This is a genomic window from uncultured Kiloniella sp., from assembly GCF_937128705.1.
Lineage (GTDB): Bacteria > Pseudomonadota > Alphaproteobacteria > Kiloniellales > Kiloniellaceae > Kiloniella.
The window spans coordinates 1-20,972 of sequence record NZ_CAKZMP010000276.1 but is presented as its reverse complement, the minus strand read 5'-3'; the positions used below and the strand labels follow the sequence as shown (position 1 = coordinate 20,972).

The following is a 20,972-nucleotide window of genomic DNA, read 5'->3' as shown; positions in this document are numbered from 1 at the left end:
TCTTCACCTTCTTTGGTCTTGATTACAAATGGGTCTATTTGGCGGGTGGCACAATGACCATCATGATGGTTCTGTTTGTTGTATTTGCTTTCCCGTCCTATTCACCAAAGGAAGTGCAGCACAAGAATATGATCTTACGTAAACGCTATTGGCTCTTTTATGCCTTGACCTTTATGGGCGGTGCGCGCCGTCAGATTTTTGTTGCCTTTGCCAGTTTTATGATGGTGGTGAAATTCGACTTTTCCGTTGCCGAAATCACCATGCTCTATTTGGTGAACCAAGCGATTAACTTCTGGTTGGCGCCCAAGATTGGCAAGTTTATTTCGCGCTGGGGTGAACGTCGCGCCCTGATCTGTGAATATATTGGGCTTATTCTGGTTTTTTCAGGTTATGCTTTGGTCGCAGAAGCTTGGGTTGCAGCCGTCCTTTACATACTGGACCACCTGTTCTTTTCCTTTGCCATCGCACAGAAAAGTTACCTGCAGAAAATTGCCGATCCCAAAGATATTGCCTCCACCTCTGGCGTCAGTTTCTCTATCAACCATATCCCGGCGGTATTTATCCCGGTGTTGTTCGGACATGCCTTCCCCGACGAAGCCATGTGGATGGTATTCGCCGCTGGCGCAGGCATGGCAGTGATATCCCTGATCCTCGCCTTCAACGTGCCGAGAGACCCTAGGCCGGGTAATGAGGTCGTTATCGGAGGAACAAAACCTTTGCCGCAAGCTGCGGAGTAGGGAGTACAAGCTGCATTGGAGTGCTGATACTCTTTGTCAGCACTCTTTTTTATGGTGGTTAGATTTTGTGCATATTTCAATCAAGCTTTTCACAAGCTTTTGAAACTCCTAGATTACAAGCTTTTTGGTAATGTATTGTTGCGTTCTCGATGTTTTGTTCGACGCCTTCTCCGTTGTGATACAAATATGCTAGCATGTAACATGATGGTGCGTCGTCAGCATCACAGGCTTGTTTGAATTTTGTGGCTGCTTTTGGAGGATTCTGCTGAATACCTTCTCCGTGTAAATATGCCAGTCCAAGGGAATAGCACCCTACTATGTAATTGTTGTCACATGCGTGTTTGAATAGGGTTGCTGCTTTTTCAATATTTCGCTCGATCTTGTTGCCGTGTCTATACATATCTCCGAGGTTAATACATCCCTTCGAATACCCTCCATGGCATGCTTGAGTGTATGGAGAAACTGCTTTTTGAAAATCTTGTTCGACTCCTATTCCACCCTCATAAGATAATCCGAGATAATAACATCCTTTTGGGTTCCCCGCATCACAAGCGGCTTTGACTTCATTAAACTCATCAGCAGAACTGATAGACGCTGAAGTAATCAAAAAAGATAGAGCCAAAAGTTTTTTCATACTATTTCCTGTTTTAGGTTTACTAGGAAGTTTGTTTCATCGCTCTCAAGCTATGTAACACGCTGGCTTGGCCATTAATAGTTATCGTAATAACTATTAGAAAGATGACTGTGATGTCGTGAGAGCCGAGTGAAATGGGGCTTGATGATATGGATTGTTGGATTGATTAGATTTAAGCATCTGCATCTTGGGACCACAGCGGGACCATAACAGGATTGGCGAAAGCCGTAGGCGAAAAAAAACCTCCAAGCACGAAGCTTGGAGGCAAGTTGAACAGGGAGGCTTCACGTCTGGGAGACGTGGGGTCCGAAGACCCCCAGGCCGAAGCCTGGAAACAGACCAACCGGAGCAAGCTCAACAGTCAGTCAAAGTAGATATTGCAACGCAACATCTGATGACAACCAATGTAGCATTTTTTTTTAGGTTGTCGATTTACATTATTACAGTGCCGATATGCATTAGGCGCATACCTAGTAAGTTTTTGTAATAAAAGCGTAATCCAGAGTATTTTACTCTAGAATTTTGATTCTGCGACCTTGCGTAATAGGAAATCTCGGAAAATGGCAATTCGCTTGGATGATCGCATTTCTTCGGCATAGGCAAAGTAGGCATCGAACTGTGGGCCTTCAACTTCGGGTAATACCTGTACCAGATCGCTTGATTCCTGTGTCATAAAATCAGGAAGTGCGCCGAGGCCCGCGCCAGAGCGCACAGCCTTCATGATGGCATAGATGTTGTTGATGGCCAGAGATGCACGTCGCAAGCCGGTATTTTCGGTGCCAACGTGCAGTAGCCAGTTGATATCTGGAAGGGGTGGTTTCGTATCATCCCCATATACAACAAGCCTGTGATCAGAAATTTCTTTCACAGAACGTGGCATACCGAATTTTTTGATATAGCCCACAGACGCATAGATATGCATTTGTGCTGTTAGCAGGTGGCGTTGAACCAAATCGGCTTGTCTTGGCGGGTGCAGACGTACGGCGACATCGGCCTCGCGCATGGAAAGATCCAGCTCTTTGTCCGATAGAATAAGCTGTACTTCTACATCAGGATAAAGGTCGATAAATTCGTGCAAGCGTGGAGCAAGCCATGTTGAGCCAAGGGCAACTGTTGTGGTGATTTTAAGGGGGCCTTTGGGACGATCTTTACTTTCAGTCAACTGTGCCTCTGTCATGGCAAGCTTACCAAAAACATCGTGAGCGGTTCTGTAAAGAAGTTCGCCCTGTTCGGTCAGTATCAATCCGCGCGCATGACGGTGGAAAAGAGAGACCTTGAGGCTTTCTTCCAAAGCAGAGATTTGACGACTGACGGCAGATTGGCTGAGGTTGAGTTGTTCCCCCGCGTGGGTAAAGCTTCCGGCTTCGGCAACGGCGTGAAAAATACGCAGTTTATCCCAGTCCATGATAGACGCTTTCAGGCCACTCCGGCGTTTTGTGCCCTCTGACAAACCACTTCTCCCTTAGTCTGCGCGTTGAATTCGCGGCAGCGATTCGTAAATTATGGATATCCTACTGTAATTACAGCTTCTTAACAAATTGTGCGTAAGCGTATATTTTTTTGAAAAGCTCAAATCAAATGAAATTTGGCCAAATAAAAAGCGAAGCTCTTACAAGCTCCGCTTTTTATCTTGGTTAAGTGACTGTTCTAGTCATTCATTTCCGTCAGATAGCGTTCTGCTTCCAGTGCTGCCATGCAGCCCATGCCAGCGGCTGTCACGGCCTGTCTGTAGATTTTGTCAACGCAGTCACCCGCAGCAAAAACACCGGGAACATTGGTTGTTGCTGTGCCGGGTGTCGCCAGAATGTAGTTTTCATCATCCAGATCCAGCTTGCCTTTGAATATTGCTGTTGCGGGATCATGTCCAATGGCCACAAACATGCCGCTGGTCTCAAGTTCAGAGAAAGAACCATCTTGAGTATCTTTTAGTTTTAGGCCAGTAACGCCATCTGTCGGTGTGCCCAAGACATCATCGACAACTTTGTTCCACTGAATGTCGATCTTTTCATTCTTTAACAAACGATCTTCGAGGATTTTTTCACAGCGCAAAGCGTCTCTTCTGTGTACCAGTGTCACCTTAGAGCAGATGTTTGCCAGATAGAGAGCTTCTTCGACAGCTGTGTTACCGCCCCCGATAACGGCAACCTCTTTGCTGCGATAGAAGAAACCATCACAGGTCGCACAGGCTGAAACACCACGTCCGTTGTATGTCTCTTCGCCTTTTAGTCCTAACCAGCGTGCCTGTGCGCCTGTGGCGATGATTACTGTGTCGGCAACATAGCTATTGCCGCTGTCGCCTGTGCAGACAAAAGGACGCTCGTCAAAATTGACTTCGTTAATGATATCAAAATGCATTTTCGTGCCAACGTGTTCTGCCTGCTTTTGCATCTGTTCCATTAACCATGGACCTTGAATGACGTCCGCAAACCCCGGATAGTTTTCGACCTCTGTGGTGATGGTCAGCTGGCCGCCGGGTTGGAGGCCTTGAACCAATATTGGTTCAAGGTTCGCGCGCGCGGCATAGATGGCGGCAGTATAGCCTGCGGGGCCAGAACCGATAATCAGTACTTTGGTACGGTGGGTTTCGGACATGCTCTTTGTATCTTTCTCGTTTGTGTCTTTATCGGATCGACATTATTCCGAGACACCATAACAACACCAAAGTTGATCAATAATTGATCTAAGTGGTGAGAAACGAGGTGGAAATCCCTGTCGTAATCTTGGGGAAATCTCGGTGAAAATCACGATAGAATCGTCTTATGCTTGAGTGAAAAATAGAGTGCCTAGACGTTCTCTACAAGGGGCAGATCAATATCTTTTGGGCTTTATCTAATGGCTTTTGCGTTTCTGTTATCGACGCCCGGAATTATCTAGCTTTTTCAATATGATCTTGGCTATCCGCTGTGCTTCGCAAAGCGGAGGATAGAGCCATGTCTCTAACGTACCGTTAAAGGGGCGGATGATACCGTCATCTCTAAGCTTTTGGTGAAAGCGATCAAATTTTTTGGTGCCCCCTGCCAAATCGACGGTAAAGACGGGACGGCCAGTACTTGCAGCCTCTGTAACCATATTCACGGAATCACTGGTGACAATGATGGCGTCGGCTGATCCTAAAAAACCAAAATAAGGGTTCGGGGACTGTCCATCCCATACAAAAGCCGGAAGGTCTTTCAGGTAGCCGGATAATAATGCCTCGTTTTTCTGTCCGGTTCGTCTTGATGTTGTTAGCAGAAACCCACATCCAGTTTTCTGGTGCAGATTTTGAAGCTGATTGCCAAGTTGATGAATAATGTTTTCTGTTAAATCATAGGCTTTGCTTTTCCCGCCGATCAAAACAGCAACTAATGGTCTGGGCAGGTCTGCGATGCGGGGGGCGAGTTCTTTTTTGCTCAACTCAAGCAGGTCGGGTGTGATCTTGTTAAGGGCACCACAGGTCGTCAGAACATTGGGACCTCTTAATCTGTCGTGTTCTGGCGTTACGACCAGATCATAAAGATCTGGCGATACTTTTGGGTCCTGAATTTGAATGGCAAAGGTTTTGCCCTTACTCAGTTTACGAACCAATGCGGTAAAAAGCGCAGACTGACGTCCACAGCCAATAATAATGTCCGGCCAGCTTTCTTCGTGTGCATCTTTTGGGGGGAAGAGAGATGCATCGTAAATACCGGTATGCAGGGGGATGAGAGCAGGCGGAAGCCATTTCCAAGGGGATTTCATCTGTGCGTGGTGAATGATAGGGACCAACCCCATAGCCGCTGCAAGGCCCAGACAATTGGCTTCTATACCGGCGCGTCCATCGCTAACAGCCCAGCAAACAAGGTTTTTCTTAATTTCTGTCATTGTTCAGGGAATATCGCGCGACAAGAGGATTTAGACAAGGAAAAGACCACTATTGTGACAGTTACCTAATAGAATTTGTTTGTTGGATCTTGAAAAGATGGAGGTCACGAGTAATATTGTTACTCAAAATCACTCGATTCGCTCTAATTGTTTATCATGTGACGGCATGAAGGCTTAGGGTGTTACCGGAAACACTGTACAGGACGTTTGCATGCGCCGCGTAAAGTTAGATCGTATAGATCTTCGTATACTTCAGGATCTTCAAGAAGATGGACGTGTTACGAACGTCGAACTTGCCCGCCGGGCAGGAATTTCTGCCCCACCTTGTCTAAGACGGGTTAGGGCCTTGGAAGAAGCTGGTTTTATCAAGGGGTATCACGCCGAGTTAGAGGCCGAAGCCTTGGGCTATGAAGTGACTTTCTATGCCCTTGTTGGCCTTTCTGGTCAGTCCGAGCAGGTGTTGACTGAATTTGAAAGCTTTATGAATGAGTGGCCGGAAGTGCGCGAAAGCAGCATGACCCGTGGCTCTAATGATTTTGTTTTAAAGCTGGTTGCTCGCAATACCAGTCATGAAAACGAATTAACAGAAAAGCTGACGGCTGCGCCTCATGTGGCGACAGTACAGACCATTCAAGTCATCAGAACCTCCAAGAATATTCCTGGGGTTCCAATTGATGATAATGATGCGCTTCTTTTGGGGGGCGGACAGGAATAAGCCCAGTATTCACTATTAAGCACTGGTAAGATAAATACAAAGAAGCTCTGTATCTCTTATGAAATCAGAGCTTCTTTTTTTGGGAAGGGCATTTACATGTCGATCACACAGTTCCTGCCCTTATCTTTTGCTTTGTAAAGGGCACGGTCTGCTTTTTTCATGACATCCATCGGGTCTTCGTGCTTTTCAGTTCGTTCTGACACACCAATGGATACGGTGACTTTAACTTTTTTATTACTGCTACTCTTCTTTGATTTTGACGGTTTTTTCGCGGGTCGATCTGATCCCCTGATAACAAAAACAGTTCCTTGAATACGTTCCCTGACTTCTTCCAGATAGTCGAAAGCTTCATCAACGGTCTTTCCGGGGAAAAGTAAGGTGAATTCTTCCCCTCCGTATCGGTAGGCGCGGCATCCACCGCCCGTCTGGTTAAGACGGGAAGAGACCATGCGTAAAACCTGGTCGCCGACATCATGCCCGTAGGTATCATTAAATTTTTTAAAGAAATCTATATCGACCATCGCCAGTGTGTAGCGACGCCCCAGTTTTTTCATGTCTGCAAGCAATGCCCGCCGGGCTGGAATACGGGTCAACTCGTCCAGAAAAGCCATACGGTGTGATTCTTGGAAAAGGCTGAGAATAAGTAACAGAGATGCGAGGGTTATAAATATGGGAGTGGCGGGAAAATCTCCAAATCGAAGGGCGGCACCCAATAGTGCGATGAGCCCCCCAAGATAACCTGCATCCATTGGCCTTTGGTAGATGATTAGACGAACGGTCAAAACCAGAGCAGCGAAACTGAATGCGCCAAAGGCCAAAGCAGGCAGAGGCATCCAGAGGCCCCAGGTGGGACGCCATTGCATGGCGTAGTTCAAATCAATCCACAGGTTGGAAAAGATGCCCAGGTCATTGGCTGGATACCCAAGTGTCGCAATCATCCCGGCTGCGGCGAAGAGTGATAATCCTTTCGTGAAACCCGAAGGGGTTAAAAGCCCGCGTTCTTCACTAATCGCTAGCCCCACCCACATAAGGGGGATCAATATAAATGCGGCTGAATACTGTGTCTCAGACATCTCACCACTGAAATAGGAAAGACCAACAGCAATGGCGAAACAAAAAACAGGATTGATTTTTCTAAACCAAAGACAAAGCCCAGCCCCCAAAATCGACAAGGTTGTCGGTGCAATAGCGAGCAGCAGATCTATCGGTGCGGGATAGCTTTGCGGATAGGCCACCAGATAAATAGCTCCTGTGACGAGCAGAATCGGGGGGAGGTATAATTTTAAGTAGTCCGAAATCACGGGTAGGGATGCTTTTCGAATAAGAAAGATGTTTTGATTGGCATTAAAGTAAGGTCATTTCTCGGGAAAATAAAATCGGAATTTTATAGATAAATTTCCCCTTTTTAGTCGCCCTGTGAAAGTGCCTGTTTTGAAATGCGCTCCATTATATCTTCGATTTCAGGGGTGCCTGGTTTCTCTTCTTCATCAGCGTTTTCATCTAGGAAACTGTCAATATCGGTATCTTCGCTCAAAGGGATATCTTCTGCGCTGATTTCAGCGTCTTGAGGAGTCTCGGCTGCGTCAGTTATCGACATATTAGCAGGATCATCTTCTGCGGCTGTTGAGCTTTCTTCTGTTGCTCCGTCCTGAGACAGGATTTGATCTTCGAGGGGATCTTCCAACCCTTCTAAGGGGGCGTCAACGTCGTCTGTGTCAGAAGCCTCGATATCCGCAGCCTCCATATCCGTGGTGTCTATAACTTCTTCTGCACTGGTTTCTTCAGTGGGAAGTACTTCTTCCAGATTGTCTGCGATTTCAGCGATAATGTCGTCTTCTGTTGCATCTGCCATTTCTTCTGATGCAGTTTCGTCCTCTGCTGATGTTTCTAAAATTTCTTCTGAAGATTCTTCTGCCGGAGCGTCCATAGAAATTTCATCTGAACCCGTTTCAAGAGAATCGAGGGCATCGTCGGATTCGGAGACATCTTCCATAGAAATGTCGTCTGCTTCATCCTCAGAGTTATCGCTCAAATCGTCTAACAACAGGTCGTCTTCATCCTCAGTCATGGCACTGTCGCCGTCATCAGATTCAAGATCTGAGACAAGTTCTTCAATCTCGTCGAGATCACTTTCTTCGCCGTTTTCTGCTGAGGCTGAACTGTCGAGTTCTTGCGCATCTTCCTCTAGGTTGAGGGCTTCGTCTTCATCAGTGACCTCTGCCTCAGGTGCGGGAAGAGAAAGATCGTCATCTGACGATTTGTTTTCAATTTCAACAGCTTCGCTCGTCATTGCCGAGATGCGTACGTCCATGTCTTGTAAGGTATTTGTCGTATCTCCCTTTTCGATAGATTGCAAAAGAGAGAACAGCATCGTGCGTAGCTGCTCGTTTTCATATTCGAGTTTGCCGATGGTCTGATCCTTCTGCTCGGTAATATTGAGCAGGGCAATCAAGCGTTGGCTATAACCTTTTTGTTGATCAGCTATAAGACCAAAATGTTCTTCTGCTGCTTCTACCCGGGTGCGAAGTTCTTCTAAATCAGACATGCCTGAATCCTATTTCAAAAGTATTTGAATAAAGTATTTAATGAAAAAGGTTTTAAAATCCCTAATTCTCAATATTAATAAGCGCCATTAACCAATTGTTTGGCACAAATGGAGATCGAAATGGAGCAACAATACGCAGGTGATGTCTCGGTAGAGCAAGCTTGGGATGTCTTGGAAAAAGACCCTAATGCTGTTTTACTTGATGTCCGGACAGTTCCGGAGTTCCAGTTCGTCGGTGTGCCTGACCTGTCATCTTTGGGAAAAGATGCGCAGCTCCTTCCTTGGCAGGTTTATCCGCAGATGCAGGTTAATCCTGATTTTGTGACGACGATAAAGCAGTTGGGAATACATGAAGAACAGTCCCTTTATATACTGTGTCGGTCAGGAGTGCGGTCCGTTTCAGCTGCGATCGCGTTAACGTCACTTGGTTATAAATACTGTTTCAACATTCTGCAGGGCTTTGAAGGACCTGTGGATCAAAGCGGCCATCGGGGGAAAGTTGCGGGCTGGAAAGCCGCAGGTATTCCCTGGAAACAAAATTAACCGTAATTAATAAGTGTTCCTTTCGGAGAAATATCCCTCAGGGCATAATAAAGTAAATGGATTAGGAAAGATGACGAACAGCAAATCAAATGCTTCAGCACAAAAGCTTCGCCCCCAGACAGAACTGGTGCGCGGCGGGCTCATGCGTAGCGGCTTTGATGAAACGAGTGAGGCGCTGTATCTGAATTCTGGTTACGTTTACAGCTCTGCTGAAGAGGCAGAAGAAGCCTTTAACGGGGATCGCGAACGTTATGTCTATTCTCGGTACGCGAATCCAACACTCTCCATGTTTGAAGAACGTATGCGTTTGCTTGAGGGCGCTGAAGTCTGTCGTGGAACAGCAAGTGGTATGGCGGCAGTGAATGCAGCTCTTCTCTGTCAAGTGAAGGCAGGGGATCGCGTTGTCGGTGCCAAAGCACTCTTTGGTTCTTGCCTGTTTATCCTGAACGAGCTTTTGCCTCGGTATGGTGTCGAGACAGAGGTTGTTGATGGAACCGACTTGAAAGCTTGGGAAACAGCCCTTGCCAAAGGTGCCAAAGCTGTTTTGTTAGAAACACCGTCAAACCCTGCGCTAGATATTATTGATCTAAAAGCCGTTTGTGATATGGCGCATGCAGCAGGTGCATTGGTGATTGTCGATAATGTTTTTGCGACACCGATGTTGCAAAAGCCGTTGGAATTTGGCGCAGATATTGTTGTCTATTCAACAACCAAACATATCGATGGACAGGGACGTTGCATGGGCGGTGCTATTCTCTGCTCCCAGGAATTTGATACTGATCATCTCAAGGATTTCCTCCGTCACACAGGACCATCCATGAGCCCCTTTAACGCTTGGACAATGGTTAAGGGGCTTGAGACACTTGCCCTGCGCGTTGACCGGATGAGCGATAATGCCTTGGCGCTGGCACACCATATGGAAGGGCTGCCGGGTCTGAAAAAGGTGATTTATCCCGGTCTGAAATCGCATCCACAATATGATCTTGCTATGGCACAGATGTCTGGCAAGGGAAGTACGTTGATTGGTCTTGAATTAGAGGGAGGTAAAGAAGCTGCCTTTAAAGTTCTAAACCGTCTTCGTGTTGCGGATATTTCAAATAACCTTGGAGATTCCAAGACCTTGATCACCCACCCTTCCTCGACGACGCATCAACGCTTGAGCGAAGAAGAGCGTTTGGCAGTTGGTATTACGCAGGGCTTCTTGAGAATATCGGTCGGTCTTGAAGATGCGGATGATTTGAAAGAAGATTTGGAACAGGCAATTCGCGGGTAGTGTAAGAACTGTTTTTAAGACGAAGTTATAAAAGGTCACCAATTATGGTGGCCTTCTACTTTTCAAAATGTGTTTTCAAAAGCGTCGATGTTGTTATTTGAGCGACTTCGGGGTAACTGGATATTTCTTCTCTTATCTCATTCGCCCGCTGTAGGGTATCCGTTGATAACTCAATAATCATATCGATATTCCCGCCAAGGGAATGGCAGGCCGTTATCTCGTGAATCGCTTTCACGCGGGGCGCAATAAGTTCACATGAGGGCTGATGGGTCTTAACCAGTAGGAAAAACGTCAAAGGTTGTTCTTTTTGCACCTTCTTTAGGGTGTGCCCCTCAATATCACCATCCCTTTCCAAGCGCTTGATCCGTTCTATCAAGGCGGTACGGGATAGTTCGACACCTGCAGCCAGCTCTTTAATTGAAGCGCGCGCATTGTTTCGTAGCAAGGTTAATAATTTCAGATCTTTGTTGTCGAGAGATCGGGGCATATTGCTAAGAATGGTATAGTTAAAATAACAGGTTCAACTGTACATCATGCCTATATCATCGTTTTGGACAAGACCTTAGCATCGATAGAGAATTAACTGCAGAGCGATGAGATGCAAAATGAAGTTTATAGAGATAGCCAAATTTACCGGAGATGCAGCTTGGGATGCGATGGATATTGCACAGATCGAAGGTGCAACCGTCCGGCTTCACTGGACAGATAAACCTTATAAGTGGCATCAGAACGATGGGGATGAAGTTTTTGTTGTTTTGGATGGTAAGGTCCGAATGTTTTATAAAGAAGCAGGGCAAGAACTGGAGCAGGTGATCGAAACAGGGAATATATTTTATGCCGGAGAAGGGGACGAGCACGTTGCTCATCCCGTTGGTGCTGCAAGAGTTCTGGTAATCGAAAAAAAGGATCAGTCTAGGTTTAGTTTCATGCCCTCGTGGCTGGATTTGAAACCTAACTTTTCATAAAACTTAAGAGCATCAGGGCGTGCCTTGTCTGTTGTTAGCTGGACGAGTTCGCAACCACGCTTTCGACACTCAGTGATGGCCCATTCAAACATTTGCCGACCAAGGCCAGAGCCTCGATGACCGGAAGCAATGCGGACACTTTCTATCTGTCCTCGCCACATGCCAAGGCGAGAAAGGCCGGGGATGAAGGTTAGTTGGAGGCAGCCGATAATCTCATTTGCCTGTTCAACCACGGCAAGGTACTGGTTCTGATCTTTATCAATGGCTTCGAAGGCTGCTCGATATTTTTGATTCACAGGCAGAGAAGCATCTTCGCGTGTTGAGCCGAGGTCGTCATCTGCCAGCATGGAGATGATTACCGGAAGATCATCTTCTTGTACCTGTCTGAAAGTTATATTTGTCATGGGTGCAGAATAGGAGTGATCATATTTCTCCGCAATACGTTAATCCAGAAGTGGCAATAATCTCGTTAGAAGAGAGCGTTCATTGATATCCCAGCTTTATCTCGACTTCTGCAAGACAGGCATCAATGATATCCATGGCGTTTTCCATTTCTTGTTGCGTTGTGACCAGAGAAGGGGTGAAGGTCAGAACATTCCCCATGGTGGTTTTGAAGCTAAGGCCTTTATCTAGAGCTGCATATAAAACCATATCGGCTGCGTCATTGGCTGGTTCTCTCGTGTCTCTGTCTGTCACAAGCTCCGCGCCGAATAAACATCCACGTCCCCGCACGTCACCAATCAGAGGATGACGTTGTTGCATTTCCTGCAGGCGTTCAAGTGCATAAGCGCCAACCTTTGCGGCATTTTCAACCAAGCCTTCGTCTTCGATGATTTGTAATGTCGTTAGTGCAGCCCGGGTCGTGACGGGGTTTTTTTCGTGTGTGTAATGCCCATAGGCATAGCGATCTGCAATATCCAGTTCTGGACGGCAAATGGTTGCGGCGATAGGAAGAATGCCACCGCCAAGGCTTTTGCCGACAACTAGAATGTCAGGAATGACATCATCGTATTCGCAAGAAAACATCTTCCCGGTTTTACCTAGCCCTGTTGGAATTTCATCAAAAATCAGAAGCGCGCCAAAGTCGTTACAGGCTTCGCGAACTTTCTTCCAAAATCCGGGTGGCGCAACATAAGGTACAGCGCGAGTTGGCTCGGCAATGACGGCGGCAACATCCCCTTCCTTTTCCAGAACGTAACGAATGGTATTGGCGCAGAGTTCCGCAGAACCTTCTGTTACACCCCAGGCGTTGCGATAATCACCGAACGGTGGCACGTGTTCTGTTCCGGGCAACAGAGGGCCTATGGGGCCCGAGCGGAACATTTCTTCGCCGCCGATAGATCGGGCCCCAAATCCTGCCCCGTGGAATGAGTCCCAGAAAGAAATGGTTTTGAAGCGTCCTGTCTTGGCGCGGGCATAGGCAAGGGCAATTTCGATGGCATCTGACCCACCGGTTGCGAAGAGGACTTTGTTTAAGTCACCGGGGGCGAGATCGGTTAGCTTTTCGGCAAGCTCTACTGCGGGATCACAGGTGAAGCGTCGCGGTGCAAAGGGGAGATCGTCCAGTTGTTGTTTAATCGCTTGTTTTAAACGGGGATGACCATAGCCAATATGATGCACGTTGTTGCCATGAAAATCCATGAATCGATGTCCGCGGTTATCTTCGATCCAAATACCTTCGGCTTTTTTGATGACCGAGAGGCAAGGCGTGGAAACGGATTGATGAAGAAAAACTTTCTCATCTCTACGAAGGAGTTCCTGTGCTTCCTTATCAATATTTTTGTCATGCCAGACTTTACGACGTGGAGAGTGATTAACGTCACCCTCGGCCCCTTGGGGCGTTTTAGCGGAGGATGAGATATGACTGTTCATAGGGCTAAGGCCTTCACAGGTTTTGTTGATTTGTTCTGAACTATGAAATATATAAAGGCATAAATCTAATTGTATATTTTTATTTTAGGTATAATAAAAAGTTATGAGTGTGTGATGAACTTATCTCAGTTAAGGGCCTTTAACGTTGTCGCGCGCGAAGGAAGTTTGACGAAGGCTGCAGAACATCTGTCCATAAGCCAGCCAGCGGTAACAGCGCATATCAGGGCATTAGAGGAGAGATACGAACTTAGCCTTTTCCGCCGAAACAGCCGCGGCGTGACCTTGACCGAAGTTGGCGAGGATCTCTTAGAAATCTCAGCTCAAATCTTTGCACTTGAAAGTGAGGCAGCAGAGCTTTTGGATGCGACAAAGGAACTGCGTCGCGGTACATGTCGGATAGCTGCGGGAAGTCCATATTTCATCGTACCAATTATTGCTGCCTTTCAGGAGAGATACCCGGAAGTGCATATCGGTTTGAATATTGGAAATTCGCAAAAAGTAACCGCAGATCTCTTGGCCGAAAAAGTTGATATTGCTTTGCAGACAGGGTGGGAAGAAAATCCGTTGGTTGAAGCAATCCCTTTCTATCTGCATCGCGTAGTCGTTTTCTGTTGCCATACTCATCCTTGGGCGCAATCGGATAAGAAACAAATCGAGCTTTCTGAGTTAAGTACGGAGAAAATGATTTGGCGTGAACCTCAATCAATAACACGTCAGGTTTTTGAAAAAGCCTGTCAGGAAAAATCACTCGATATTAAACCCACCATGGTAATCGCAGGCCGGGAAAGCCTTTTCGAGGCAGTTGCTGCGGGTTTAGGCATTGGGATTGTATCGTCCCATGAATTGCCGAAAGATCAACGTGTTCACACGCTAAATATCACAGATGCTGATTTGGAAACCACAGAGTATCTCCTGACCCTTAAACGCCGAAGAGAGCTCCGGATTGTTAAAGCTTTTCATGAAATCGCGGAGAGGTTTCGAGGCGGCTTGTGAAAAACTAAGGTATAATCCTCAGGGGGGGGCAATTTATCGTGATGTTGTTATTAAGTGCGTTTGCGTTTATAGAAATATCTTTGTCGCCTTAAAATTGAACTTAGGCTTTGTTCGTTAGAGAAATTCTCAATGAAATTTTACATACTAATTATCTTCACACTGATTATGTCTTCAGGCCAAATGCTTTTTAAAAAGGCATCTCTGGATATTAACTGGGATGAAGGTATCTATGGTCTGGTTAATCCATGGCTAATAGCAGCTGTTGTTCTTTATGCAGCTGCGACACTACTTTGGGTTTGGATTTTACGGAGCGTGCCCCTAAGTTTTGCTTATTCTTTTTCTGCCTTGGCCTTTGTTATCGTCCCTGTTGCCGCGTCTTTTCTTTTTAAGGAAAGTATAGGGTGGCAGAATATTCTTGGCACAATTTTGATTGTCTTAGGGATTACTATTATTTCTCTGAAAGAGATTTAGGTTGTTAAATTATGACAGAAAAGACAAAAAAAAATTCTATTGCTGTTGTAATCCCCTGTTATCAGGTTCGAGATCATATCGAAGGGGTTCTTGCCGCAATTCCTGCTGAAGTTGATGGTGTTTTTTGCGTTGATGATGCCTGCCCTGATAAATCGGGAGATTTTATTGAAGAGGTTTCTAAAGGAAAAAAAGTAACTGTTCTTAGGCATCGCAATAATAAAGGGGTTGGCGGTGCTATGATTACCGGGTTCGATGCCGCATCCAAGGCTGGGTATGATATAGCGGTAAAGATAGATGGTGATGGTCAGATGGACCCCCAGCTTCTTTATAAATTTGTCGATCCGATCGCTTCCGGTGAAGCTGACTACACAAAAGGGAACCGTTTTTGGGATAGTAGAAGTGTCGCCCAGATGCCTAAAGTTCGTCTTTTTGGAAATGCTATACTTGGATTTATGACAAAATTTTCATCTGGGTATTGGCGGGTTATGGACCCTACAAATGGGTTTTTGGCTATTCATTTGTCCGTTTTTGATCTTTTGGATACATCTAAGATTGCCCCGAGTTATTTTTTTGAAAGTGATATGCTTTTTCGACTAAATCTGGTGCGTGCAGTTGTTCAAGATATTCCGATGCAAGCAAAATATGGGGATGAAGTTTCTAACTTGAAGATCCACAAAATTTTACTGCCTTTTCTTTTAGGGCATGGAAAGAACGCTTTTAAGCGGTTCGTTTATAACTATTTTTTACGTGATTTTAGTCTTGCGTCATTGGAATTTGTTCTCGGCCCAATATTGATTTGTTTCGGTTCTTTTTTTGGGGCTTGGCATTGGTATTTGTCTGTGGTTGAAGGGCAGCCAGCAACATCAGGACAGGTCATGCTTGCGGCATTGCCAATGATTGTCGGTTTACAATTAATTCTGTCAGCGCTTAATTTTGATATTAATAATGAACCTAGGGTTCCTGTTCATCGTTTTATTAAGCGAAGTTCTAGAGATTTTTAACCTTACATCTAATTAATTATGGTGAAATATTTAATGTTTTCATTGTCTAAGAAAACCAATTTATATCTCCTTCCTTTATGTTTTTGTATTTTGGCACTTTTTATTCAAGCATGGCTTGTTGGTTTTCAAGAGCCCGTTTTTGACGCTTTAAGTTATGCAGATCGCGCAACAAGCTTTTCTTTTATTCCAGCAAAAGAAACTCAAGGATCTGGAATTATTTTTGCTCCATTGTATCCTGGGTTTCTTCACTTCATGATGTCAATTGACTCTGGGGTTGAACAAGCAATGCTTTGTTATGTTGAGCGTCAGGGAGGGTGCGATGTTGCGGGGTTGGCTTCTGTCTATGCTGTACAGACGATACTGATAGCTTTGGTCGTGTATTTTTGCTACTTGGCCTGTTATTTTTTCACAAAACGTTTCTGGTTGTCTTTATCAGCGATGATGTTGGTTCTTTTCGCAGGGCGTATGTCAGAATACTCAACCTGGTTAATTACAGAATCGTGGGCTTTTTTTGGTTTTATAAGTTTTGCGGTGTGTTTGGCCTATGCCCTTAAGGTTAAAGATAATTTATGTGTTTTTCTGTTGATGGGAACCGGACTCTCTATTGCTGTCTTAACACGTCCATCATATCTGTACTTGGTGTATTTTCTTATTCTGGTCATCCCTCTTTATTGGCTTCTAATCAAAAAAGAAGGGCTAAAAGAGACTGTGTTTAAGACAGGTGCTTTTTTGCTGCCATTTATCTTGTTTGTCCTTCCTTGGATGCTTCGTAACTACTCGTATCACGGTGTATTTGGGGTTAGTGCTGGGTATGGGCCTTATATCCTCTCAGAGAGAGTGGCATACAATATGATGAGTTGGGCAGAATATGCTGTTAGCTTTATTTATTGGTTGCCTGATTTTGGTGATTCTCTTAGTAAGAATCTATTCCCTGTTGAGCTTTATCAAAAACTGGATTTTGGCCATTCTGAGGGTTATTACAGGTATGGTAACTCTGTTATGAGGTCTGAAATCTATGAGCAGGCCACTAGCGAAAAAGCACGTATTAGCCTCTTGCTTAATGGTTACATTCTACCCGATATTGTGAAGCATATTATGGTAACATTTTCACTCTCGTTACGAGGAATGTGGGTGGCAAAGTACTTTGGTTTGATTGGCGTATTTGCTTTGATCCCAGGGTTTATACAGCTGAAAAAAATAGCTGGTACAGCGCCAGTATTATTTTTTGCATTCCCGTTTTTCTTTATGGTCGGATTTAATGCATTCGTTTCTGTTAGTATCCCAAGGTACAATGTTCCACTAGTTATGATCTATTCAATTGCGATTGTTTTGACAGGGTACGCGCTCTGGAAGCTAGTACAGCGCCGTTTAGTATCGGTTGGATTTAATAAAAACTAAGCTGGTGGTTGGCTGAGCTTTTCAAACCGTTTTAAAAAGCTCTCTTTCGCTTCTTGCGGAGGGATGCCAGTGATGCGGATATTTGGCATTGCCCTAGGTTTACCAAATATCTTGCTGGCTTCTTTGTCGCTAAAACCAGCCAGCTGTGTAGCTTCGAGGTATGCCGCCATACGGTCTGCACGTTTAATCAGCTTGTTGATTGTGTCTGGTAAATTGGCGGGCAGTCCAAAGCGGACGTGAATTGCTTGCATCAATCTGTTTTCCAGATCTTTGTAGCCACTGCCAATTGCATATTTAAAAGGGGTAATCAAGTCGCCGATGACGTATTCCGGTGCGTCGTGAAGGAGGGCCGCCAAGCGAATCTCGGGTTTAGTATCCGGCTTAAGCAGAGTGACAATTTCTTCGACTAGAAGGGAATGTTCCGCAATTGTATAGCCCCATTCGCCAATTGTTTGGCCATTCCAGCGGACTTCGCGTGATAGGCCAAGCGCGATATCTTCTATCTCTATGTCGAGGGGGGATGGGTCGAGGAGGTCTAGTCTTCGTCCGCTCAACATACGCTGCCATGCGCGAGGGGCGGATGTAGGTTTTTCTTTGTGTGTAATCATAAATCAGGTCTGTTTCTCGTTGCGAGCCACAGACCTGATTGGGTGAATCGTCTGCAGCGGTTAGCGTCTGCGGGCCATCGTTGGAATGACGAGGCGTTCAATCCAGTTTTTAACTTCGGCCTGGCGAATGTCGGCGTTCATGATGTCATGATCAATACCAAGCAACCACCATAGATCTTTTCTGCTGGGATCTTGATGAAGTGCTTCGAGCATGTCCACAAATTTCTGGGCATCATCAAGGTTTGTGAAGAAGCCTTTATCTACTAGCTTTTGTTTGCGGCAATAACAAAGTCGTGCCATTTCATGAAGGTCATATTCCGGGTGGTATTGAACGGACCAGAATACACCGCCCTTATGGGTTACAGATACGGCTTGAACTGATGTCCAATCGTTAGAAGCCAATATCTGACCATTGGGGGGGAGGTGAGTGATTTCGTCATCATGACTAATAAAAGCATCAAAGACAGATTTTTTGCCCTCGAAAAGGGGATGAGCACGGCCTTCGGGTGTTAGGGAGATTTTACGCGCAAAACCCATTTCCCTGTCTTTGGGATTAACTGCGCAAGCACCACCCGCGGCGACGACAGAGATTTGTGCTGCCCAGCAGCTACCAAAACTTGGGACTTGTGCTTCATAGGCAGCTTTCGCAAATTCAATCTGTGGAACAACTTTGGGATCATCAGAGTGAACGGTCAAGCTTGACCCTGTCCAGGCAATGCCGTCGTATTGCTCTAGACCTGCGCCCATAGGAAGGGTTGCCCCCGGATCGGCGGGGTAAACGATGTCACACTCCGCGTCTGGGCTTTGCGTTTTCAGCATCTTGACGTAAAGATCGCCCGCTGTGGACGCGCCACCTTCTTTTAGGCCATCACGCCCTTCTTTGGCATAGCCATCGACGACGAGGAAACGTGGATTTTTAGACATGTCGTCTTTCTCCGGTTTGATAGAGGTATTATTTACTTATTATTTATTGGTATCCGCGAGAGCATCTATTGCAGCTGGTAAATCTGCATAGCTGTCGACAATAGCGTCGGCTGTCGTGTGAGCTTTGTCGGCATCGCGGGTTGCGGTGAATAGTATGGCTTTCATTCCCAATGCATGCGGGCCTTTGATGTCGTTGTGGTCTCGGTCACCGATATGCAACATTTCTTCGACCTTCACGCCAAGCTGTTCTGCGGCAGTATCAAACATGCTACGGTGCGGTTTTGAATGACCGACTTCATCAGAAAAGGCAAAGCCACTGAAGTATTGTTTTAGGTCGTAATCTTCGAGAATTTGTCGGAGACCGGTTCCCGGTGTAACGATGGCATCAGAAACAATGCAAAGTTTATAGCGGCTGGCAAGATCAGCTAAGGCAGCTTTAACGCCGTCAATTGCATTGGGGGGAATGTTGACCTCCATATCGCCTGTCTCTTTGACAACGCGATCGAAAAGATCTTTTGGAAGGCTGCGACCCAGACCATTTAAAATTGCGCGAATGCGCTGTTCGACGGTCCAGTTTATAAAGAGTTCTTTCCAGACTACATTGAAAGAAGCATCAGCGACATCGTATGCAAGTGTCACTGCATCCATCTCGATGGGTTCGACTTCGTTCAGGGCTTTCCATACAATGTGGCGACGTTCTTCTTTTTTACTTCTTAAACCCTGAGCAGCGCGTTTGGGTTCATCTGAATCGTCATCAACGATTGTATCCCATAGGTCAAAGGTGATGGCCTTGATCATTGTGGGCTTCCTCTTTCAATTAAGTGCGTGGTTTAGAACGCATAGTTTGTAAGGTGTTTGTGTCATTTTTGACTTATGGTCGAGATCATAAAATGGAATGTTATTTTGGACAAGACAAAAGTGGGATAAAAGTGACTATTGGTTGTTTTATGTGGTTTATTCGCTAATAATTTGTCATGTATAGAGAATTGGACTGTGAGAAAAAAGGTTTTTGTGGTGCTTAGTGGTCTGATTCTACGCGAAAGTAACTCGTCTTTTATTGGTTCTTGTTGATTCAGGGGGGGAGCTTTAGTTTGTATTTAGCCTTAATACTGGTTGTTTGGGGGGGGCAGGTGCTTTCCTCACAGATGCTACCGCCAACTATGGTTTGATGTTTGTGCTATAACTGTTAAAAAGCCCTTTGGAATGCTGTTTGGGTATCATTTGTTGAATATACTGGATGGGGCTAACACTAAGTTGATGAAAAAGAAGACGTTGAACAGGAAAGTATGCGTTGCCCCGATGCTCGATTGGACTGACAGACACTATCGTTACTTTGCTCGCTTAATTTCTAAACATGCTGTTTTGTATACTGAAATGATTACTACTGGTGCTTTAATTCATGGAGACAGAGATCGTTATTTACAATTTAATCGTCAAGAGTCGCCACTAGCACTTCAACTAGGTGGCAGTAACCCTGAAGAGCTAGCCACTTGCGCTAAGATGGCTGAAGACTTGGGTTATGATGAGGTTAACTTAAACGTTGGCTGCCCTAGTGACCGAGTTCAGAACAATATGATTGGCGCTTGTTTAATGGGCCACCCTGAGCTGGTTGCTGACTGTGTTTCAGCTATGAAAAATGCAGCATCAATTCCTGTAACTGTAAAACATCGTATCGGTATTGATGACCAAGACAGCTATGAAGAACTACACCATTTTGTTAATACAGTTGCAGTCGCCGGTTGCTCAACCTTTATAGTCCACGCACGAAAGGCTATCCTTCAAGGTTTATCCCCAAAAGAAAACCGAGATATTCCACCGCTCAAATATGATGTCGCTTATCAGCTTAAACAAGACTTCTCTTCACTTGAACTCATTATCAACGGAGGCATTAAAACTATCGATGAATGCCGTGAACATATCAACCATTTAGATGGCGTCATGGTGGGTAGAGAGGCTTATCAGAACCCGTGGCTGTTATCACACGTTGATGAAGCCCTCTATGGCTCAAAACCCTCTGATATGACAAGACTTCAAGTTGTTGAAGCCATGATCCCTTATATCGAAGAAGAAATGAATAAAGGCTCTTATCTAGGGCATATCACGCGCCATATCTTAGGCATTTTTCACGGTATGCCGGGAGGCAAAAAATTCCGTCGATATATTAGTGAGAATGCACATAAACCGGGTGCGACTGTCGATGTTCTTAAACATGCGATAAATATTGTTTCATCAGAACAAGCAAAGGCTCAGGAACATGCCGAGGCAATTGCGCAAGCCAAAGTATAATTAAGCACCTAAAAATACAGATAAATACCGTCTAATTACAGATAATTTACTTGTTCTCTACTCGCCCGTTCAGTATTGTTGAACTTATATTATTCGATATTATAAGGTGCTGTAGGCGTTATGGAGAACAAACTAGAACAATTAAAAAAAATGACAAGAACTGAAGG

The 20,972-nt window shown here is 45.4% G+C and carries 22 protein-coding genes; 10 read left to right on the top strand and 12 right to left on the bottom strand.

The annotated features are described in order from the left end of the window. Positions 1–737 (top strand): MFS transporter (locus Q0241_RS14095; protein ID WP_299378584.1); only part of this gene is annotated, 737 nt, incomplete at its 5' end. Between the two features lie 76 nt (positions 738–813). Here Q0241_RS14095 and Q0241_RS14090 read toward each other — a convergent pair. The 4 genes from Q0241_RS14090 to Q0241_RS14075 all read right to left on the bottom strand — a co-directional run bounded on the left by Q0241_RS14090 (position 814) and on the right by Q0241_RS14075 (position 5,211). Then, complete coding sequence (locus tag Q0241_RS14090; RefSeq protein ID WP_299378582.1) at positions 814–1,371, bottom strand: tetratricopeptide repeat protein; 558 nt, start codon at positions 1,369–1,371, stop codon at positions 814–816. Positions 1,372–1,885: 514 nt separating this feature from the next. After that, complete coding sequence (locus Q0241_RS14085; protein ID WP_299378588.1) at positions 1,886–2,776, bottom strand: LysR family transcriptional regulator; 891 nt, start codon at positions 2,774–2,776, stop codon at positions 1,886–1,888. A 242-nt stretch (positions 2,777–3,018) separates the two neighbouring features. Next, positions 3,019–3,963, bottom strand: coding sequence for a thioredoxin-disulfide reductase (trxB, locus tag Q0241_RS14080; protein ID WP_299378580.1), 945 nt, complete (start codon positions 3,961–3,963; stop codon positions 3,019–3,021). Positions 3,964–4,221: 258 nt separating this feature from the next. Next, on the bottom strand, positions 4,222–5,211 hold the full coding sequence (locus tag Q0241_RS14075; protein WP_299378578.1) for a mitochondrial fission ELM1 family protein: 990 nt from the start codon (positions 5,209–5,211) through the stop codon (positions 4,222–4,224). Positions 5,212–5,422: 211 nt separating this feature from the next. Here Q0241_RS14075 and Q0241_RS14070 point away from each other — a divergent pair, with 211 nt between their 5' ends. Continuing rightward, entirely contained in the window at positions 5,423–5,926 is a 504-nt protein-coding gene (locus Q0241_RS14070) for an Lrp/AsnC family transcriptional regulator (RefSeq protein ID WP_299378576.1), read from the top strand. A 92-nt stretch (positions 5,927–6,018) separates the two neighbouring features. On the opposite strand, the gene Q0241_RS14065 is transcribed toward Q0241_RS14070, so the two are convergent. Both Q0241_RS14065 and Q0241_RS14060 read right to left on the bottom strand, forming a co-directional pair. Continuing rightward, positions 6,019–7,161 carry a diguanylate cyclase gene (locus tag Q0241_RS14065; RefSeq protein WP_299378574.1) on the bottom strand — a complete coding sequence of 381 codons (1,143 nt, stop codon included), beginning with the start codon at positions 7,159–7,161 and terminating at the stop codon, positions 6,019–6,021. Positions 7,162–7,331: 170 nt separating this feature from the next. Beyond that, positions 7,332–8,471, bottom strand: coding sequence for a hypothetical protein (locus Q0241_RS14060; RefSeq protein ID WP_299378572.1), 1,140 nt, complete (start codon positions 8,469–8,471; stop codon positions 7,332–7,334). A 120-nt stretch (positions 8,472–8,591) separates the two neighbouring features. Between Q0241_RS14060 and Q0241_RS14055 the strand changes: the two genes are divergently transcribed. Both Q0241_RS14055 and metZ read left to right on the top strand, forming a co-directional pair. Beyond that, positions 8,592–9,014, top strand: a complete 423-nt coding sequence (locus Q0241_RS14055) for a rhodanese-like domain-containing protein (RefSeq protein WP_299378570.1) — start codon at positions 8,592–8,594, stop codon at positions 9,012–9,014. A 70-nt stretch (positions 9,015–9,084) separates the two neighbouring features. Then, positions 9,085–10,287, top strand: a complete 1,203-nt coding sequence (metZ, locus tag Q0241_RS14050) for an O-succinylhomoserine sulfhydrylase (protein WP_299378569.1) — start codon at positions 9,085–9,087, stop codon at positions 10,285–10,287. A 55-nt stretch (positions 10,288–10,342) separates the two neighbouring features. Here metZ and Q0241_RS14045 read toward each other — a convergent pair whose 3' ends face one another. Continuing rightward, positions 10,343–10,774, bottom strand: coding sequence for an Lrp/AsnC family transcriptional regulator (locus Q0241_RS14045; RefSeq protein ID WP_299378567.1), 432 nt, complete (start codon positions 10,772–10,774; stop codon positions 10,343–10,345). 118 nt (positions 10,775–10,892) lie between these two features. Between Q0241_RS14045 and Q0241_RS14040 the strand changes: the two genes are divergently transcribed. Next, complete coding sequence (locus Q0241_RS14040; protein ID WP_299378565.1) at positions 10,893–11,252, top strand: cupin; 360 nt, start codon at positions 10,893–10,895, stop codon at positions 11,250–11,252. On the opposite strand, the gene Q0241_RS14035 is transcribed toward Q0241_RS14040, so the two are convergent. After that, the gene (locus Q0241_RS14035) at positions 11,195–11,656 is read right to left on the bottom strand and encodes a GNAT family N-acetyltransferase (protein WP_299378563.1); all 462 of its coding nucleotides are present in this window, start codon (positions 11,654–11,656) and stop codon (positions 11,195–11,197) included. The genes Q0241_RS14040 and Q0241_RS14035 overlap by 58 nt on opposite strands. Before the next feature lie 79 nt (positions 11,657–11,735). After that, on the bottom strand, positions 11,736–13,124 hold the full coding sequence (locus tag Q0241_RS14030) for an aspartate aminotransferase family protein (protein WP_299378561.1): 1,389 nt from the start codon (positions 13,122–13,124) through the stop codon (positions 11,736–11,738). A 114-nt stretch (positions 13,125–13,238) separates the two neighbouring features. Between Q0241_RS14030 and Q0241_RS14025 the strand changes: the two genes are divergently transcribed. The 4 genes from Q0241_RS14025 (at position 13,239) to Q0241_RS14010 (ending at position 16,987) form a co-directional block, all read left to right on the top strand. After that, positions 13,239–14,117 (top strand): LysR substrate-binding domain-containing protein, encoded by an 879-nt coding sequence (locus tag Q0241_RS14025; protein ID WP_299378559.1) that lies wholly within the window; start codon positions 13,239–13,241, stop codon positions 14,115–14,117. Between the two features lie 93 nt (positions 14,118–14,210). Beyond that, a complete protein-coding gene (locus Q0241_RS14020; protein WP_299378586.1) occupies positions 14,211–14,588 on the top strand; it encodes an EamA family transporter in 378 nt (125 codons plus the stop codon). Positions 14,589–14,599: 11 nt separating this feature from the next. Beyond that, on the top strand, positions 14,600–15,589 hold the full coding sequence (locus Q0241_RS14015; protein WP_299378557.1) for a glycosyltransferase family 2 protein: 990 nt from the start codon (positions 14,600–14,602) through the stop codon (positions 15,587–15,589). A gap of 33 nt (positions 15,590–15,622) precedes the next feature. Beyond that, positions 15,623–16,987: a hypothetical protein gene (locus tag Q0241_RS14010; RefSeq protein WP_299378555.1), complete on the top strand. Its 1,365-nt coding sequence runs from the start codon at positions 15,623–15,625 to the stop codon at positions 16,985–16,987. Here Q0241_RS14010 and Q0241_RS14005 read toward each other — a convergent pair. The 3 genes from Q0241_RS14005 to Q0241_RS13995 are packed head-to-tail and all read right to left on the bottom strand — an operon-like array spanning position 16,984 to position 19,317. Further along, positions 16,984–17,595, bottom strand: coding sequence for an HD family hydrolase (locus Q0241_RS14005; RefSeq protein WP_299378553.1), 612 nt, complete (start codon positions 17,593–17,595; stop codon positions 16,984–16,986). The two genes, Q0241_RS14010 and Q0241_RS14005, sit on opposite strands and share 4 nt — an antisense overlap. Before the next feature lie 60 nt (positions 17,596–17,655). Further along, positions 17,656–18,519 carry a type 1 glutamine amidotransferase gene (locus Q0241_RS14000; protein ID WP_299378551.1) on the bottom strand — a complete coding sequence of 288 codons (864 nt, stop codon included), beginning with the start codon at positions 18,517–18,519 and terminating at the stop codon, positions 17,656–17,658. Positions 18,520–18,558: 39 nt separating this feature from the next. Continuing rightward, complete coding sequence (locus tag Q0241_RS13995) at positions 18,559–19,317, bottom strand: HAD family hydrolase (protein ID WP_299378549.1); 759 nt, start codon at positions 19,315–19,317, stop codon at positions 18,559–18,561. A gap of 459 nt (positions 19,318–19,776) precedes the next feature. Here Q0241_RS13995 and dusA point away from each other — a divergent pair, with 459 nt between their 5' ends. Then, the gene (dusA, locus tag Q0241_RS13990; protein WP_299378547.1) at positions 19,777–20,805 is read left to right on the top strand and encodes a tRNA dihydrouridine(20/20a) synthase DusA; all 1,029 of its coding nucleotides are present in this window, start codon (positions 19,777–19,779) and stop codon (positions 20,803–20,805) included. The last annotated feature ends 167 nt before the right edge of the window (positions 20,806–20,972 follow it).